This window comes from Stenotrophomonas maltophilia complex sp. Om-AH-Sm3 (genome assembly GCF_059337855.1).
On record NZ_JBYBLQ010000013.1, the window covers coordinates 56,629 to 71,159 of the forward strand.

A 14,531-nucleotide genomic window follows, 5' to 3' on the forward strand; every position below is an offset into this window, starting at 1 on the left:
CGTCCCCTTGCTCTTTCAGGGCCACTGATTGGCCGGCACCTCGCGCTCGCGCATGCGCACGATGCAGAAGCGATGGCCGGTCGGTGCTTCCATTACCCACCAGCGCTTGACGAAGCCTATCCGTCGCGCGCCGAGCTTCTCCAGGCGGTCGGCCTCGGCATCGATGTCGTCGCTCTCGATGTCCAGATGCACCCGTGACGGGTGATCGACCCGCTGGACTTCAACGTCCAGGCCCGCCGGTGCGCCCAGCAGGTCGGCATACTCGGCGCCCCCTTCGGCACGCGCCGCCTGTGCCTGCAGGCCGAGCGCGGCGGCCCAGAAACGGGCGCCTTCGTCGGCGGGAAGGTCCTGGCAGTCGATGATGAATCCTGCCAGCCGGCTCTGGTGTGCCATGTGCTGCTCCGCAGTTCGAGGGGTACGCGGCAGGGTAGCGCGGTGCATTCCGCGTACGTCTTCACCTTCGTGACGTTTCTGACTCTGCCGGATTGCGGGCTCGCCGTGTAACTAGTGGGTCAGGCACTCGGGAGGACAGGCAATGGCGGACGGAAGGCGGGATACCCAACGGATGTTGTTCGGCGATCCGGGTCCACCGGGTGCGGGTCTGTCAGTGGCGGTCGTGGTGCTGCTGGTGCTGGCGACGATGGCCGCAGCGGTCGGTTTCCTGCGCCTGCAGGATTCGATGCTGGGGCTGGGCCTGATCGGCGTGGCGGTGTTCCTGGCGATAGGGGCCCGCATCTGCCAGGCGCGCGATCAGCATCAGGCCCTGTATCGCCTGCTGTCGCGGCAGCCGCCGCTGTAGCTGCGGCTGCCGTGCGGGGTCAGTGCTTCGGCCAGTCCAGTTCGACCACCAGCGGGAAATGATCCGATGGCAGCACGCCATCGATGCGGCGGTCATCGGTCAGGAAGCTGCGCGCGTGGAAACCGCGCACCAGCACCCAGTCCAGCTGCGCGGTGGCCTTGCCAGTGAAATCGTGGAAGGTCAGTCGCGGGCCCTGCGGTGTCTTCACCTGGGCACGGGTGTCGTGCAGTACGCGGGTGAATGCCTTGTAGGTGTCGCCGCCGGGTTCGCTGTTGAAGTCACCGGTCAGCACCACCGGCAGGTCGGCCGCCAGGCCGGCCACGCGCCTGCCGATCAGCTCGGCACCCTTCACCCGGCGTGGTTCGTCCTCGTCGCGGTAGGGCAGGTGGGTATCCATGAAATAGAAGCGGCGGCCGTCATCGATGCGGCGGAACAGCGCCCAGGTGACCATGCGTGGATACAGGTTGCCCCAGGTGATGCTGCCGGGCACATCGGGCGTATCAGACAGCCAGAAGTTGCCTGATTCCTCGATCGCCAGCACCTTGCTGTCGTAGAACACGCCCATGTGCTCGTCGCCGCTGCCGCCGCGGCGGCCCTCGCCGAACCAGCGGTATCCGGGCAGGTGCTGGGCAAGGTAATCGGCCTGCTCCTGCACCAGCTCCTGGGTACCGATCACCGCTGGGTGCGCGTCGAGGATGACCTTCACCATCGCATCGCGACGGTCGGGCCAGCGCTTGCCGGGTTCGGTATCGGCCGGGGTGCGCACATTGAACGACATCACCTTCAACGGCGCAGGGGCTGCGGCCCAGGCGCTGGTCAGAGGCAGGGCAAGCGCCAGCAGCGCAGACAGCGCGGGGCGACGGAAACGCGACAACATCGTGGAATCCCTCCATTCCATGAAAACGGTTTCACAGAGCATGCCACGAATGCGAGGGCAGCGTTATGCAGGGATGGGTGGCTCGCGGATGCCGGGCGGGCGATGAACGCCCCGCCCGGTGGACCGCGCACCGGCGATCACGGGTCGTAGCTCATCCCGTCGCCTGCCTTCTGCAATCGCGCAGATGCACAGGGCGTATGCCGCACGCTGATCAGGCAGCAGGAAGTGCCTCCATCCTGATCAATCTTCAATCTCGCCACGGCGGCCTGCCGCGCGCACTGCCTGCGCGGTGGTGGCCACGCCCAGTCGTTGCCGCGCTCGCCGCAGGTGGTTCTCAACCGTGCGCGCAGACAGCCCCAGCGTGGCCGCTATCTCTGCCTGGCGCCGTCCAGCGGCGACCCAGCGCAGCACCTCGCGTTCGCGTGCGCTCAGCGCGCCCGCGCGGATGTCGGCCGGCGCTTCGGCAAGCCGCCGCGCCGCGCGGAAGACTGACGTGCCGACCATTTCCAGCAGCAGGCGCGCGCTGGCGGACGCATCAATCGAGGTGCCGGCGAAACTGACCGCACCCTCCAGACCGGTCGGGCCGAACACCGGCACCTGCAACCCATGCAGGCCATCGCCGCGAGGCTGCTTCACCACCTGGTAGCGCTCGCCACGCACGCCGTGGCGCTTGCTCCAGAAGAACGGCGCATTGCTGTCCAGCACATGGCGGTTGACCGGACAGGCGTGCAGGTAGCGGGCGAGTCCGCTATCGCTGCCGTCGCCGAACCAGTCACCTTCAATCCAGTACACACGCTGTGCGTCGCGCTCCAGCCCGGTTCCGGTGGCAAACACCAACAGGCGGTCGTAGCCCAATGGTGAGGCGGCGGCGCGCAGCACGCCGCCCACCGCCGGCAATGACCGCGCCTGTTCCAGTTCCAGCAGCGCGGGCACCAGCGCAGGCATTGGCTCAGCGCCCCGCCAGCGCATCGAGCAGCGTACGCGCGGCCAGCTTGCCCAACGCGTTGCCGGCCAGCGGACTGTCGCCGGTCAGCAGCAGGCGATCCTGCAGCACGCTGCCATCGATGCCCTCATTGACGATCTGCACCCCCTGCTGGGCCAGCCGTTCACCGAAGAACCAACGCAGCTGCCCGGGCATGTAGCCGATCCCCGGTGTCTGCCGGTCCATCGCGTCGGGGAAGGCACAGATGCGGTAGCCACGGAACAGCGAGGCACCCTCGGCGTCGTCGACGCCCGCCGCCAGCAGCGCCGCCGGGCCATGGCAGAGGGTGATGATGTGGCGCTGCTCGGCCATGGCCCATTGCAGCGCGGCCTTCACCGCCGCGCTCTCCGGCAGGCCGATCAACGCGCCGTGCCCACCGGGAATGAAGACGGCGGCGTAGTCCGAATCGGCGCCCAGGCCGGCCACCACCTGGTCCAGCTGCAACGGCTGGCGGAAGCGTTCCTGGTAGCGTTCGTACAGGGCGCCGATCTCGCTGTCCTCGTGTGGGAAGGCCCACCATTCGAACTTGACGGCGTTGCCGGACAGCGTCGCCACGTCGATGTCGAAGCCGGCCTTGTCCAGGTGGTACATCGGCAGCAGGGTTTCCACCGGATGGTTACCGGTGGAGAAAAGGTGGCCATTGGCGGTCGGCAGATAGCGCTCGTCGGCGGCGATCATCAGCACCTTCCAGCGGCCATCGCGGCGCGCATCCGGATAGTCGGCGCCGGACAGGTCGCTCTTGGGCGAGGTGAACTGCGACAGCGAATACGGCGACGGGAAGAAGGCATCGCGCTCGGCCGGATCGGGGCTGGGCTGGCGGCTGGGCTCTTGCGTGTTCATGCAGACCTCCGTTGGGGGAAAGTGAGCCCAGCATAGGAGGCTGCGTGCGCAGGCGCGATGAGGGATTCCCCTCAATCGGCCGCAACCCGGATGCTGCAGCGCGCCACCCGGCCGGTTGGACAGTGGGATTATGTCGTGTTATCTAGCCAGTGCCGGGATAATCCCGGCATAACCACACAGCAAGCAAAGGAATGAAAATGAAAAGATTCGCCCGAGCATTGCGCGTCACTCTGAATATTCATCCGAACGAAAAGAGCAGCGTGTGGAATACCTGGCCTCTGTGGGTCGAATTCTGATCCTGCGGGCCAAACCCGCGATTGAGCGGTAGCAAGACGAAGGGACTCGTCTTTCGAGTCCCTTCCTGCCGGAGACGCACTGCATGCAAGGGATGTCGAATGAAGGCAGCGCCATTGCTGCCGAGCGCCTGGCTGCGCGCGTGGAGCGCGAAGGGCCTGTGCTGAAGCTGGAAACCGGTGGAATCGGGGTGTTCTGCCCGGAACTGGCCGGCAAGGTCGATAAGGAGAATTCCGAGCACCTGTTCGTGGTCGAGTCGCTGGCCGACCTGTTCCGCCGTCACGAGCGCGTGCGCTGGACCGAAGTGCGCAGCCTGATCGCCACCTGTAGTGCTGAGCTCACCGGAGCACAGACCCTGGAGGCACTGCAGTCGCGCATGAGGCAAGCTCTGGATGGGGTGTGCGGGCATGCGCTGGATGCCACGCCGGCGGTGTGGAAAGTGATGGCCCACCCCTTGATCCCGCTGGTGATCGACGGGCTCGATGCCCGCGGCACCGCAGCCATCGAACGCGCCCTGCATCTGCGCTACACCACCCAGGTCGAGCAGGTCATCCATCGGCGCCACCTGCTGCGCAACTTCCTCATCGGCCGTGCCGAATCACGGGCGATTGCCGCCGAACTCAAGCACCGTGTCCGCAGCGGACGTTCGGCGCTGGATTACGCGCAGTCATTGCTGAGCCTGCGAGAGCGCATCGGCCTGGACAAGGTCACCTACCTGGTTACCGTGCAGCTGATCGCCATTTCCGGCGTGCCCGGCATGATGGCCGCCTGCCTGCTGCTGGCGATGCAGATGCATCCACACTGGCGCCAGCGCATCGAGGAGGAATTCGCGCCGCTCTCGGAGGCGGAGATCCACGCGCTGCCGATGGCCAGGATTCCCTGCACGATGCGCTTCCTGAAGGAAGTGATGCGGCTGTACTCCACGCCCTTCAACAACCGTCGGGTGGCTGCCTGCGATCTGCAGGTGGAAGGGCAGGCCATCGCCGAAGGTACGGTCTTCGAGCTGAGCTCGTTCATCCAGCACCGCTCGGCGAAGTACTGGGATGACCCGCTGCAGTTCGATCCCGATCGCTGGTTGCCCGAACGGCGCAAGCGTACCGCCGGCATCTATGTGCCTTATGGCTTCCCCACGCGTTCCTGCGTGGGATCGGCGGTCGGCAATGCACAGCTGGTATTGCTGTGCGCGCTGCTGGCACGCGAGTTCCGCTTCACCCCCAGCGCCGACTATCGGCCCGAGGTGCGCATGGAGGGCTTTGCGATTCCGGCGGCGCTGCATGGCACGTTCTCGCGGCGTACGGCCGGTGCCTGATCTGTCGGGACGGCGGCTTACTTTCCCGTTCGCCCGTGTGCCTGCATGTCCTCATGCAGGATCCGCCGCAGCTCGACGATGGCCGGCGTAGCTTCCTGCACGCTGTGTCCGGACACGATCACCTTCTCCGAATCCGCGTGCGGCAGGTGCGAACTCCAGTAGGGCACCAGCCCGTCATCGGTCTTCTCAAGTGGGCCATCGGCCTTGGCGCGGGCGATGATCGAGTGGTAGTGCACCTTCGGTGACATCGGCAGGTCAGCCACGGCGCGGACGAACGGGTCGTCCTTGTCCAGGTTCTGGATGCTGTTCATCTGGTAGCCGTGCTTGCCGTCATTGCGGTCGATCTGGCCGTCGTTGGCGATGGTGGCGACGTCTTCCAGCACGGTCAGTGGCAACCGCACCAGCCGGCCGATCCACCGGCCGAGGCGGGTGCCCGCCACGTCGGTACCGCGATGCGGCGTGGCGATGAACACCACGCGGGACACTTCCGGTTCTGGCAGGAAGGTCAGCACCGGTGCGCCTTTGGTGCGCAGCAGTTCGCGCTGGGCGGGCGTCATCTGCGCGGTGGCCAGCAGGGTGTCGACCAGGTGGTCGCCGGAGGAGGAGATCATCAACCGTGCGATCACCCCGCCCATGCTGTGCCCCACCAGCACCATGTCATGCGAGGCCTGCGCCTTGCCGCTGGGGTCGAAGTGCTTGAACACTTCAGCCAGCGTGTGGCGCATCGCATCGTGGCTCATCGCGATGGGCATGTTGGTCGGGTAATAGAACTGCCAGACCTGGAACTCCCGGCGGATCTCGTCGTCGCGCAGCAGTTCGTTGGCCACGTTGACCCAGGCTTCCGGACTGCTGGCCAGGCCATGGATCATCAGCAGCACGCGGCGGTTCGGGTCGTAGGGCTGCATCATGTACAGATGCGGCGTGTCGATGCCGCCCTTACCACCGAACAGCGTGCGCAACGACTGTCGGCTGAAGTTGGAGCGGGCCAGCCACAGCGCATAGCCGGCAGTGAAGTTGGCCGCCAGTGGCACCTGCTGGCCGTGCAGGGTCACTTCCGAAACCTGTTAGGGATCGTGGATCTCCAGCTCCGGCTCGTCATCGTGCAGCACCTCCCACAGGTTGTTCCCCGAGAAGTGCAGCAGCACCGTCATCGATGGCGAGGGCATCTCGCTCCAGCTCTGCGTGGCCGAAGTGCTGGCCTGCGTTGCCTGCGCCGCTGCCCGAGGCGTGGTGGCCGTGCTGCCGGCCGGGTCATCCATCACCGCTACCAGCTCGGCACCGAAGCCATCGCGGCGATGCACGCTGCGCAGCGTACCGGTGAACGACAGCGAGGCGGCGGGTACCAGCTCGCTGGGGGTACGCTGGTCCAGCGCCGATGCTTGGTCTGAAGGGGCCAGCACGAAGGTCCAGCGGCCCAGCTGGAAATGGCTGGCCTGGCCGTGCACGCGGCCGGTGGCATACGCGTTGTACAGCTGCACCGAGGCTTCCTGCACCGCCAGGTTGTAGTAGTCGCGCACCTGGGTCTGGCGGTCTTCGAAACCACGCTGGTTGGCGGTGCGCTCGGTGAAGAACAGATAGGCATAGGCCTGGCGCGCGACCTGCATCCACGCATCGAGGCGTGGCTGGAAGTCGGCATCCAGCTCGGTGACTGCGGTCTTGGCGCGGCCGGATGCCGAGTACTCGCGCTTTGGCGCCGGCAGGGTCATCGCATACTGCAGCCACAACTCGGCCAGGCTGGAGCGCTTGTCTTCCTCGCGCACCACGATGCTGCCTTCCATGGCCTCGATGCAGGGCAGGCCGGGCTTGGCACAGACGCCCTCATCGAGCCCGGCCACGCGCAGGGTCTCAATGGTCGCCGCGCTGAGCTTGCCGGAGGTCAGGATGTCACCGCGCTTGAGCGCGATGTACTGGCCGGGCGTGACCGAGGCAACCTGCACCGACGGCCCGAACTGGCGCAGCGTCGCGCAGCCGCCCAGGGTGAGCAGCACGGTGATGATGAGGGTCGTGCGGCCGATGAAGCCCAAGCCCGTGGTAGCCATGCGATCCTCCTGCGCGGTGGCGCCACTCTAGCGGCCGGCCTGTCAAAGCGGAATAGACCGGACGGTCGGTTTGCGCCTGGCCGCTTGGGGCGATTCAGCCATTTCCGTGTGACACTGCGGCGAATGGAAAGGACACGGTGATCGCGATGGCCTGGCTGGAAACCCGCATTCCCCCGCCCGTGGTAATGCTGCTGTTCGCCGCTGCGGGCTTTGCAGCACGCTGGCTGTGGCAGGGTTTGCACCTTCGGGTACCGATGCCTGTTCTGCTGGCAGGGGTGACGGTGACGCTGGGTGTCGTGCTCAACCTGCTGCCCAAGGTCTCTTTCCGGCGCGCCGGTACCACCGTCAATCCTCTGCGACCTTCGGCGTCGAGCGCGCTGGTTACCAGCGGAATCTACCGCCGCACCCGAAATCCGATGTATCTCGGCCAGGCGCTGGTCCTGTTTGGTGCCATGGTGTACCTGCAGAACCTGATCGCGCTGCTGGCGGTGCCGCTGTTCGTGGCGTACATCACTTGGCTGCAGATCTTGCCGGAGGAGCGGGCACTGATGGCCCGCTTTCCCGAGGCGTACGCGCAGTACCGTCATCGCGTGCCACGCTGGCTGTAGCGTCGGCTACGCCATCAGCGGCTGATCTGGCACTTCACCGCCGCCGAATAGCCCTCGTAGTCGTCGCCTGCGATCACGTGCAGGGTGTGGTGCTTGTCGATGCGCTTCACGTACGAAGGTTCTTCGGTATTGGCATGCTCGTTGACCTCGGTCACCGACCAGTCCCTGGCCAGGCGCTTGGCGTCGACACCGTTCAGGTACACGAAGAGGCCTTTCTCGCCTTCGGCCACAGTCACATCGGCACTGTTGACCATGCCGCCAAACAGCGCGACCGGCTTGTCCTCCGGCTCGAAGGTGCCGCCCGGCTTCTTGGCCAGGCCGGCCGCCTGCAGGGCATCGATGGCGTCGGCCGCACTGAAATCCGAGCCCGCCTTGCAGGCCAGCAGCGCTTCCAGCGTGGCGGTGCCGGGCGGCGCGATGGCCGGGGCTGCGGCGTGCGTGGCTGGGGCGGCGGCGAGCGCGGTGAGGAACAGGGCGAGCGTGGTTGTGGCGATTTTCATTGCAGATCCTTCTGGCGGTCGCGGATGGAGGGACTGTTGTGTTGGCGGTGTCATCCCGATTATGCGCCACACGTCCTGCGCGACGTGCAGGCACAAAAAAGCCGGAACCCCAGTTGACGGGAGATCCGGCTTCTTGCGGCCTCGACAGGCCATACAGATGGTGGAGGTGGGCGGAATTGAACCGCCGTCCGAAGGCACTCCATCCCCAGCACTACATGCTTAGCTCACCGTTGGATCTCGTCCCCGAACAGCACGGTGCGCAAAGCGCATCCGGGAACCAGCCTGTTGTGTTCTAGTGCCGGACTGACAGGCAGCCGTCCAGCGCGATTCCATGATAGTGACTCTACACCGCGAGCATGGACACAAGCGGTTTCGAGGCTTAGGCCTTAAGCGGCCAGAGCGTAGTTGTCGTCGTTGGCAACTAGAGTTTTGCAGCTGGATTTACGAGGAAAGCTACCCCCTCGGCATGCGCCAGGCGACTTCACAACCCCCGTCGAAACCAATGCACCCCCGGTTTCTTCAAGTTCTGCAAGGTACAAGGCCTGTTTCGTGTCGCCACGGTCAGTGCCTGCCCAACAGTGGCAATGCTACGGCAAAACAGCTGAACAGTCACCTTGGGCAATCTACAACAAGTTGTAGAGCCTCCGTCATAGCGGATTGGTAACGTCATGGGCACGAATTTGCGACACACTGGCGGCGACCATCCGGGCCAGGACAGACACGGAGACTGTGGGTGACCGATGCAAGCCAACAACGCAGCCTGCGGCAACTGATCGGGCCGGTCGGTGCCGACTACCAGCGACGGGCATTGCCCCCTGGCTGGGTCTGGGCCGTGCTGGGCGCGCTGCTGGCGGCCACCTGCCTGACCGAACTGCCGGCCACAGCGGCCGCAGCACTGGTCGCCAGTGCGGTGGTGGTGCACTGGTCGCAGCGCGGTCGCATCCATTGGCTGGGCTGGCGCCTGCCGGGCCTGGCGGTGTTGGCGGCCCTGCTGTGGGGGCCGGAAGTGCTGTCGCAGTGGTTCGAGCACGGGCTGGCCGTGGTCCTGATGTCGCTGGCCAGCCTCAGCATCGGCGTGCATGTGTGGCAGTCGCGGCAGATGGCGCAGCAGCTCCAGGGCGCGGCCGATTCGATGGATGACGCCCAGTTGCTGGCCCTGCTGCCGGCCGACGCAGCCCAGCTGGCGCAGCGGTGGCGCGCCGGCGATGACCGGCATGCCCCGGAACTGGCGGTCGTAATGCACCTGGCCGTGATGCACGCGGCGCTGGCACCGCGCATGCGCGGGCAGGGCGTGCTGGCGGGGTGACCGGCAGGCAACTCCAGCGCCGACACGACTACGACCCCGACAACGCCTTGCGCAGGTAGATCCGCTCGTGACCGGGTGGGCAGTCGGGCAGTCGCCCATACACGGTGTAGCCCTGCCGCAGGTAGAAGGCTTCGGCCTGCCAGTCGAAGGTATCCAGCATCACGCTGCGGGCGCCAAGCTGGCGCGCGGCGGCTTCTGCTTCCGCCAGCAGGCGCTGGCCGATGCCTTGCCCGCGCAGTTCCGGGTCCACCCACAGCACATGCACCTGCAGCCAGCCGGCACAGACGTCGGCCAGCACGCCGCCGCGCAGCGTGCCGTGCTCGTCATGCCAGGCCAGGCGGACTGGGGTCTCATCGAACGCATCGCCGCCGTGGGCCTGGTTGAAGGCCAGCAGGCGCGCGCACAACGTGCGCGTTTCATCGGCGCTGGCAGTCGCCATGGCGCCGATGGGAGTGATCATGCGTCGCGGTTGCCGCGACGCATCACGCGCTGCTTCTCGATCGCCCAGTCGCGGTCCTTGGCGGCATCGCGCTTGTCGTGGGTCTGCTTGCCCTTGGCCAGCGCGACTTCGAGCTTGATCTTGTTCTTGCTCCAGTACATCGCAGTGGGCACGATCGTGTAGCCATCGCGCTCGACCTTGCCGATCAGCTTGTCGATCTCGTTCCGGTGCAGCAGCAGCTTGCGCTCGCGCCGGTCATTGGCCACCACGTGGGTGGAGGCCTGGATCAACGGGGTGATCTGTGCACCGATCAGGTAGATCTCGCCGCGCTTCACATAGGCGTAGGCATCGATGATGTTGCCACGGCCTGCGCGGATCGACTTGACCTCCCAGCCCTGCAGGGCGAGGCCGGCCTCGAAGCGCTCTTCGATGTGGTATTCGTGGCGGGCACGCTTGTTCAACGCGATGGTTTTGTTGGCCGTCGCGCTCTTTGCTTTATCCTTGCCGCTGTTCTTGCTCATTTCCGTATTGTCTCCGATTCGGGCCCGCCCGGTCGATTGCCGAAACGTCCTGTATTCATGCCTACTATCCGCCGCAGCGCCCTGGTCGAACATTCGGCCGCGCGCATGTTCGACCTGGTCAACGATGTCCAGGCCTATCCGCGCCGTTTCCGCTGGTGTTCTGCTGCCCAGATCGTTGAGGAGGGCGAGGACCGCCTGGTGGCGCGACTGGACCTGGGCCTGGGCTCGTTCAGCACATGGTTCCAGACCGAGAACACCCTGCAGCGCCCGCACAGCATTGATATGCAGCTGCGCGATGGCCCGTTCAAGCAGCTGCACGGCCGCTGGGAATTCCATGCGCTGGCCGAGGATGCCTGCAAGGTCACCCTGACCCTGGAGTTCGAACCCAGCTCGCGCCTGCTCGGTCCGGCGCTGGCGATCGGCTTCCAGGGGCTGGCCGATCGCATGGTCAACGATTTCGTCCGCGTCGCCGACGAGGGCTGAGCGATGATCGAGGTCGAGGTGGTACTGGCCTGGCCGCAGCAGGTGCTGTCGTGCCGCCTGCAGCTGGAAGAGGGGGCCACCGTCGCCGATGCTGTCGCGGCGGCCGCACTGGAAGGCAGTGCCGATTGTCCCGCCGTCGCCGTGCATGGCGTACTGGCACGCCCGCACCAGGCACTGCTGGACGGCGACCGCATCGAACTGCTGCGCCCGCTGCTGGCAGATCCGAAGGATAACCGCCGGCGTCGCGCGCTCGGCGGTTGATTCCGGCAGCCGTACCGGCGGACGGGCAGGGGGCTCAGCGGCCCTTCTTCTTCTTGTCCTTCGGCAGGTTGCGGCCGAACTGGCGCACGGTCTGCTGGGCCAGGGCCTTGTCGTTGCCCGGGAAGTAATCGCCTTCCCAGCGGGTCACGGTGTCATTCTCGAAGAACACCACGAAGTTCTTCACTTCGGTACGACCCAGGCGGTTCACGCGCTGGCTGGAGGTGTAGTCCCAACGCTGGGCGTGGAACGGGTCGGGAATGGACGGGGTGCCCAGCAGCGCGGTGACCTGCTGCTTGCTCTGCCCGACCTGCAGCTTGGCCACGGCATCTTCCCGGATCAGGTTGCCCTGATAGATGGGTTGCTTGTAGATGATGCCGCACCCGGTGGTGGACAGGGCGACGGCGGCGACCAACAGGAGATTGCGCATCGGGACTGGCGGTTGGGGAAATCAAACCGATGATACACTCCCGGCGTGCCACCGCGACCCAATCCGAGGCAGCTGGCGCTAAATCGCCAATGAACGGAGACCTATGGAAACCCACGACCTGCGTAAAGTCGGCCTGAAGGTGACCCATCCGCGGATGCGGATCCTGGCGCTGCTCGAGCAGCGCAATGCCCAGCACCACATGACCGCCGAAGACATCTACCGCCAGCTGCTGGAGCACGGCGACGAGATCGGCCTGGCCACGGTGTACCGGGTGCTGACCCAGTTCGAGGCCGCCGGCCTCGTGCTCAAGCACAATTTCGAGGGCGGCCAGGCGGTCTACGAACTGGACCGTGGCGGCCACCACGACCACATGGTCGACGTGGACAGTGGCAAGATCATCGAGTTCGAAAGCCACGAGATCGAGGAGCTGCAGCGCAAGATCGCCGCAGACCATGGCTACGAGCTGGAAGAGCACTCGCTGGTACTGTACGTGCGCAAGAAGCGCAAGTAAGCCGTTCCGGCCAGCTGGATGCGATGAAACCCCGGGCCTGCCCGGGGTTTTCCGTTGATGGGGTCAGAGCCCTTTCCGTTCAGGAAAGGGATCCGACCCCTTGCGGCCCAGCAGGATCTCCAGGTCCACCGCCTCAGCCATGGCCCGGTTGCCGGCATCACCCGGGTGGAGGTGGTCGCCGGAGTCGTAGGCCACGGCCATCCGTGAGGGATCGGCCGGGTCGCGCAGCGCCGCGTCCAGGTCGATCACCGCGTCGAACGGGCTGTCCGTGCGCAGCCAGACATTGAGCTGGCGGCGCAGGGTGTCCTTGTCCGGATGGTAGTAGTCGTCCAGCGGCGTGCCGGGCAGGGCGCCAGCGAACGGTGGCAAGGTAGCGCCAATGATCCGCACGCCACGGTGGCGGGCCTGTTCTGCCAGCGTGCGATACCCCGCCTGCAGCTCGCTCAGCGTGGGCCGGGCCTGGTTGCGGGCGAATGCGGTACCTGGCCAGCTGATGTCATTGATGCCGATCAGCACGATCACACTGGATACCGCAGGCTGGTCCAGCGCGTCGCGCCGGAAGCGGACCAGGCCGGATTCACCCATGCCGTCGCGCAGCAGCCGCCCCCCGGAAATGCCGGCGTTCACCACGGCTATGCCCCGCGCTGCCAGGCGCGCGGCCAGATGATCGGTCCAGCGCTGGTCCTGGTCGAGGCTGGCGGTGGCACCGTCGGTGATCGAATCCCCGATCACTACTACGCTGCGCGCGTCGGCGTCGGCCTCGACGTCAATTCCGGTCAGCAGCAGGCGGGCGGTGGTGCTGCTGGCTGCGCTCAGGGCCTGGGCCCGGCTCTGGTCGCCGGGGGCGATCCAGCTGGTCTGGCGGCCTTCCCAATGGAACGTCTGAACGGTTGCCGGCCCCGGCACAAAGACGCTGACCTGCAATGCCTGGTGGTCATCCGTGGCCAGCGGGAGCGGATCGCTCAGCTGTTCCTGACCGGGCCCGATCAACACCCCGGGCTGGCCGCCGAAGCTGAGCGGTTGCGGGATGGCGCCCGCGCGTGCGGCCACGCTGGCCGCCCCGATCCGCAGCGGCCGGGTGCCGTAGGCATTGCTCAGCCGCACCCGCAGCCGCGGGCCGCCCAGGCTGACACGCACCGTCTGGCGGAAGGTCTGGTCCTGCAGCGTGGCCGGGACCAGGGTCGGGAACAGGAAATCCGCGTTCCAGACCGGCTGCGGGCTGGCCTGCCAGCTGGCGACCCAGTGCGGGGCGGATGCGGCACTGGCGGCGCCGGACACGGCGAGCAGGGCGGTGGTGGTGAGCTGGCTCAAGCGGTTCATCGGGCAGTCCCGAGTGGAGGGACCGCCATGGTGATTCCGTGCTTATCTGTGAACTAGACTGCGCACGGACAATCATCTGTGAACTGGATTCATCGCCATGGCGCGACCCGACATCAACCGATCCGGCGAACTGGAAGTGTTCGTGCGGGTGATCGAGACCGGTGGCTTCTCCGCCGCCGCCCGAACGCTGGACATGACCCCGTCGGCGGTGAGCAAGCTGGTGGCGCGGCTGGAGCAACGGTTGGGCACGCGCCTGCTGCAACGCTCCACCCGCCAGCTGCAGCTGACCCCGGAAGGCTGCGCGTTCTACGAGCGTGGCCTGCGCGTGCTGGCCGACCTGGACGAGGCCGAGCGTTGTGCCAGCGCCCATGCCGAGCCGCGCGGGCGGTTGCGGGTCAACTCCAACGTGCCGTTTGGCCGCCATTTCCTGTTGCCGCTGCTGCCGGCGTTCCTTGAGCGTAACCCGCAGGTGGGCGTGGACCTGACCCTCAACGACGAGGTGATCGACCTGCTGGAGCAGCGCACCGACGTGGCAGTGCGGGCCGGGCCGCTGAAGAGCTCCAGTCTGGTGGCGCGACGGCTGGGCGCGACGCGGATGATGATCGTGGCTGCACCGGCCTACGCGCAGCGGCACGGGCTGCCACGCACTGCCGAGGAGCTGCAGTCGCACAACCGGCTGGACATCGGCCACGCGCGTGCGATGCAGGGGTGGCCGTTGCTGCAGGAGGGGCGCGAGCGGATGCTGCTGCCCAGTGGCAATGCCCGCGCCAGCAACGGCGATGCGCTGCGCCAGCTGGTGCTGGGCGGGCTGGGCATGGCGCGGCTGGCGGCATTCCAGGTGCAGGAGGACATTGCTGCCGGGCGCTTGCTGCCGGTGCTGGAAGAGGCCAATCCCGGCGACCTGGAAGAGGTGCACGCGGTGTTCCTGGGGCAGGGCGGTTACCTGCCGCTGCGGGTGCGCGCGTTCCTCGATTTCCTGGTGGAGAACGTCGACCTGACGCAGCCACGGGGGTAG

General features: G+C 66.5%; 17 protein-coding genes, 1 other RNA gene and 1 pseudogene. 8 read left to right on the plus strand and 11 right to left on the minus strand.

Annotated elements, in window-relative coordinates; all coding sequences use genetic code 11:
- Nucleotides 1-15 precede the first annotated feature (15 nt).
- Nucleotides 16-393 (minus strand): VOC family protein, encoded by a 378-nt coding sequence (locus tag AC10QF_RS15490; RefSeq protein WP_005416164.1) that lies wholly within the window; start codon nucleotides 391-393, stop codon nucleotides 16-18.
- A gap of 142 nt (nucleotides 394-535) precedes the next feature.
- On the opposite strand from AC10QF_RS15490, the gene AC10QF_RS15495 reads away from it, so the two are divergent.
- Nucleotides 536-799, plus strand: a complete 264-nt coding sequence (locus tag AC10QF_RS15495; RefSeq protein WP_049414598.1) for a hypothetical protein — start codon at nucleotides 536-538, stop codon at nucleotides 797-799.
- A 19-nt stretch (nucleotides 800-818) separates the two neighbouring features.
- On the opposite strand, the gene AC10QF_RS15500 is transcribed toward AC10QF_RS15495, so the two are convergent.
- From AC10QF_RS15500 to hchA, 3 genes are all read right to left on the minus strand, one after another.
- Nucleotides 819-1,676 carry an endonuclease/exonuclease/phosphatase family protein gene (locus AC10QF_RS15500; RefSeq protein ID WP_134955709.1) on the minus strand — a complete coding sequence of 286 codons (858 nt, stop codon included), beginning with the start codon at nucleotides 1,674-1,676 and terminating at the stop codon, nucleotides 819-821.
- A gap of 240 nt (nucleotides 1,677-1,916) precedes the next feature.
- On the minus strand, nucleotides 1,917-2,621 hold the full coding sequence (locus AC10QF_RS15505) for a PA1136 family autoinducer-binding transcriptional regulator (protein ID WP_111176665.1): 705 nt from the start codon (nucleotides 2,619-2,621) through the stop codon (nucleotides 1,917-1,919).
- 4 nt (nucleotides 2,622-2,625) lie between these two features.
- Nucleotides 2,626-3,498 carry a glyoxalase III HchA gene (hchA, locus tag AC10QF_RS15510; protein WP_053499139.1) on the minus strand — a complete coding sequence of 291 codons (873 nt, stop codon included), beginning with the start codon at nucleotides 3,496-3,498 and terminating at the stop codon, nucleotides 2,626-2,628.
- A 379-nt stretch (nucleotides 3,499-3,877) separates the two neighbouring features.
- Between hchA and AC10QF_RS15515 the strand changes: the two genes are divergently transcribed.
- The gene (locus AC10QF_RS15515; RefSeq protein WP_494542471.1) at nucleotides 3,878-5,101 is read left to right on the plus strand and encodes a cytochrome P450; all 1,224 of its coding nucleotides are present in this window, start codon (nucleotides 3,878-3,880) and stop codon (nucleotides 5,099-5,101) included.
- A gap of 17 nt (nucleotides 5,102-5,118) precedes the next feature.
- On the opposite strand, the pseudogene AC10QF_RS15520 reads toward AC10QF_RS15515, so the two are convergent.
- Nucleotides 5,119-7,140, minus strand: a pseudogene (locus tag AC10QF_RS15520) (esterase/lipase family protein).
- Between the two features lie 146 nt (nucleotides 7,141-7,286).
- Here AC10QF_RS15520 and AC10QF_RS15525 point away from each other — a divergent pair.
- Complete coding sequence (locus tag AC10QF_RS15525; protein WP_494542488.1) at nucleotides 7,287-7,748, plus strand: methyltransferase family protein; 462 nt, start codon at nucleotides 7,287-7,289, stop codon at nucleotides 7,746-7,748.
- 14 nt (nucleotides 7,749-7,762) lie between these two features.
- On the opposite strand, the gene AC10QF_RS15530 is transcribed toward AC10QF_RS15525, so the two are convergent.
- Entirely contained in the window at nucleotides 7,763-8,248 is a 486-nt protein-coding gene (locus AC10QF_RS15530; RefSeq protein ID WP_494542472.1) for a hypothetical protein, read from the minus strand.
- 158 nt (nucleotides 8,249-8,406) lie between these two features.
- Nucleotides 8,407-8,760, minus strand: a transfer-messenger RNA (tmRNA) gene (ssrA, locus tag AC10QF_RS15535).
- Nucleotides 8,761-8,981: 221 nt separating this feature from the next.
- Here ssrA and AC10QF_RS15540 point away from each other — a divergent pair.
- The gene (locus AC10QF_RS15540) at nucleotides 8,982-9,554 is read left to right on the plus strand and encodes a hypothetical protein (protein ID WP_329844461.1); all 573 of its coding nucleotides are present in this window, start codon (nucleotides 8,982-8,984) and stop codon (nucleotides 9,552-9,554) included.
- Between the two features lie 28 nt (nucleotides 9,555-9,582).
- Here AC10QF_RS15540 and AC10QF_RS15545 read toward each other — a convergent pair whose 3' ends face one another.
- Nucleotides 9,583-10,014 carry a GNAT family N-acetyltransferase gene (locus AC10QF_RS15545; protein WP_138953728.1) on the minus strand — a complete coding sequence of 144 codons (432 nt, stop codon included), beginning with the start codon at nucleotides 10,012-10,014 and terminating at the stop codon, nucleotides 9,583-9,585.
- Nucleotides 10,011-10,514 carry an SsrA-binding protein SmpB gene (smpB, locus tag AC10QF_RS15550; RefSeq protein ID WP_005416174.1) on the minus strand — a complete coding sequence of 168 codons (504 nt, stop codon included), beginning with the start codon at nucleotides 10,512-10,514 and terminating at the stop codon, nucleotides 10,011-10,013. Before smpB ends, AC10QF_RS15545 begins: the two co-directional genes overlap by 4 nt.
- A gap of 57 nt (nucleotides 10,515-10,571) precedes the next feature.
- Between smpB and AC10QF_RS15555 the strand changes: the two genes are divergently transcribed.
- Both AC10QF_RS15555 and AC10QF_RS15560 read left to right on the plus strand, forming a co-directional pair.
- Nucleotides 10,572-10,997, plus strand: a complete 426-nt coding sequence (locus AC10QF_RS15555) for a type II toxin-antitoxin system RatA family toxin (RefSeq protein ID WP_005416175.1) — start codon at nucleotides 10,572-10,574, stop codon at nucleotides 10,995-10,997.
- A 3-nt stretch (nucleotides 10,998-11,000) separates the two neighbouring features.
- Nucleotides 11,001-11,258 (plus strand): RnfH family protein, encoded by a 258-nt coding sequence (locus tag AC10QF_RS15560; RefSeq protein WP_494542473.1) that lies wholly within the window; start codon nucleotides 11,001-11,003, stop codon nucleotides 11,256-11,258.
- A gap of 34 nt (nucleotides 11,259-11,292) precedes the next feature.
- Here AC10QF_RS15560 and AC10QF_RS15565 read toward each other — a convergent pair whose 3' ends face one another.
- Nucleotides 11,293-11,685, minus strand: a complete 393-nt coding sequence (locus AC10QF_RS15565; RefSeq protein WP_005409234.1) for an outer membrane protein assembly factor BamE — start codon at nucleotides 11,683-11,685, stop codon at nucleotides 11,293-11,295.
- A 103-nt stretch (nucleotides 11,686-11,788) separates the two neighbouring features.
- Here AC10QF_RS15565 and fur point away from each other — a divergent pair, with 103 nt between their 5' ends.
- A complete protein-coding gene (gene fur, locus AC10QF_RS15570; protein WP_005409235.1) occupies nucleotides 11,789-12,196 on the plus strand; it encodes a ferric iron uptake transcriptional regulator in 408 nt (135 codons plus the stop codon).
- Between the two features lie 63 nt (nucleotides 12,197-12,259).
- Here fur and AC10QF_RS15575 read toward each other — a convergent pair whose 3' ends face one another.
- Nucleotides 12,260-13,516: an SGNH/GDSL hydrolase family protein gene (locus AC10QF_RS15575; RefSeq protein WP_494542474.1), complete on the minus strand. Its 1,257-nt coding sequence runs from the start codon at nucleotides 13,514-13,516 to the stop codon at nucleotides 12,260-12,262.
- Nucleotides 13,517-13,613: 97 nt separating this feature from the next.
- On the opposite strand from AC10QF_RS15575, the gene AC10QF_RS15580 reads away from it, so the two are divergent.
- Entirely contained in the window at nucleotides 13,614-14,531 is a 918-nt protein-coding gene (locus tag AC10QF_RS15580) for a LysR family transcriptional regulator (protein ID WP_069137860.1), read from the plus strand.

Bases quoted from the DNA above. Each gene is read 5' to 3' on its own strand.
- AC10QF_RS15565 (WP_005409234.1), bottom strand. From the start codon at position 11,685: ATGCGCAATCTCCTGTTGGTCGCCGCCGTCGCCCTGTCCACCACCGGG.
- AC10QF_RS15575 (WP_494542474.1), bottom strand. From the start codon at position 13,516: ATGAACCGCTTGAGCCAGCTCACCACCACCGCCCTGCTCGCCGTGTCC.
- AC10QF_RS15495 (WP_049414598.1), top strand. From the start codon at position 536: ATGGCGGACGGAAGGCGGGATACCCAACGGATGTTGTTCGGCGATCCG.
- AC10QF_RS15500 (WP_134955709.1), bottom strand. From the start codon at position 1,676: ATGTTGTCGCGTTTCCGTCGCCCCGCGCTGTCTGCGCTGCTGGCGCTT.
- fur (WP_005409235.1), top strand. From the start codon at position 11,789: ATGGAAACCCACGACCTGCGTAAAGTCGGCCTGAAGGTGACCCATCCG.
- AC10QF_RS15525 (WP_494542488.1), top strand. From the start codon at position 7,287: ATGGCCTGGCTGGAAACCCGCATTCCCCCGCCCGTGGTAATGCTGCTG.
- AC10QF_RS15580 (WP_069137860.1), top strand. From the start codon at position 13,614: ATGGCGCGACCCGACATCAACCGATCCGGCGAACTGGAAGTGTTCGTG.
- AC10QF_RS15505 (WP_111176665.1), bottom strand. From the start codon at position 2,621: ATGCCTGCGCTGGTGCCCGCGCTGCTGGAACTGGAACAGGCGCGGTCA.
- AC10QF_RS15490 (WP_005416164.1), bottom strand. From the start codon at position 393: ATGGCACACCAGAGCCGGCTGGCAGGATTCATCATCGACTGCCAGGAC.
- AC10QF_RS15555 (WP_005416175.1), top strand. From the start codon at position 10,572: ATGCCTACTATCCGCCGCAGCGCCCTGGTCGAACATTCGGCCGCGCGC.
- hchA (WP_053499139.1), bottom strand. From the start codon at position 3,498: ATGAACACGCAAGAGCCCAGCCGCCAGCCCAGCCCCGATCCGGCCGAG.
- AC10QF_RS15560 (WP_494542473.1), top strand. From the start codon at position 11,001: ATGATCGAGGTCGAGGTGGTACTGGCCTGGCCGCAGCAGGTGCTGTCG.
- AC10QF_RS15545 (WP_138953728.1), bottom strand. From the start codon at position 10,014: ATGATCACTCCCATCGGCGCCATGGCGACTGCCAGCGCCGATGAAACG.
- smpB (WP_005416174.1), bottom strand. From the start codon at position 10,514: ATGAGCAAGAACAGCGGCAAGGATAAAGCAAAGAGCGCGACGGCCAAC.
- AC10QF_RS15515 (WP_494542471.1), top strand. From the start codon at position 3,878: ATGCAAGGGATGTCGAATGAAGGCAGCGCCATTGCTGCCGAGCGCCTG.
- AC10QF_RS15530 (WP_494542472.1), bottom strand. From the start codon at position 8,248: ATGAAAATCGCCACAACCACGCTCGCCCTGTTCCTCACCGCGCTCGCC.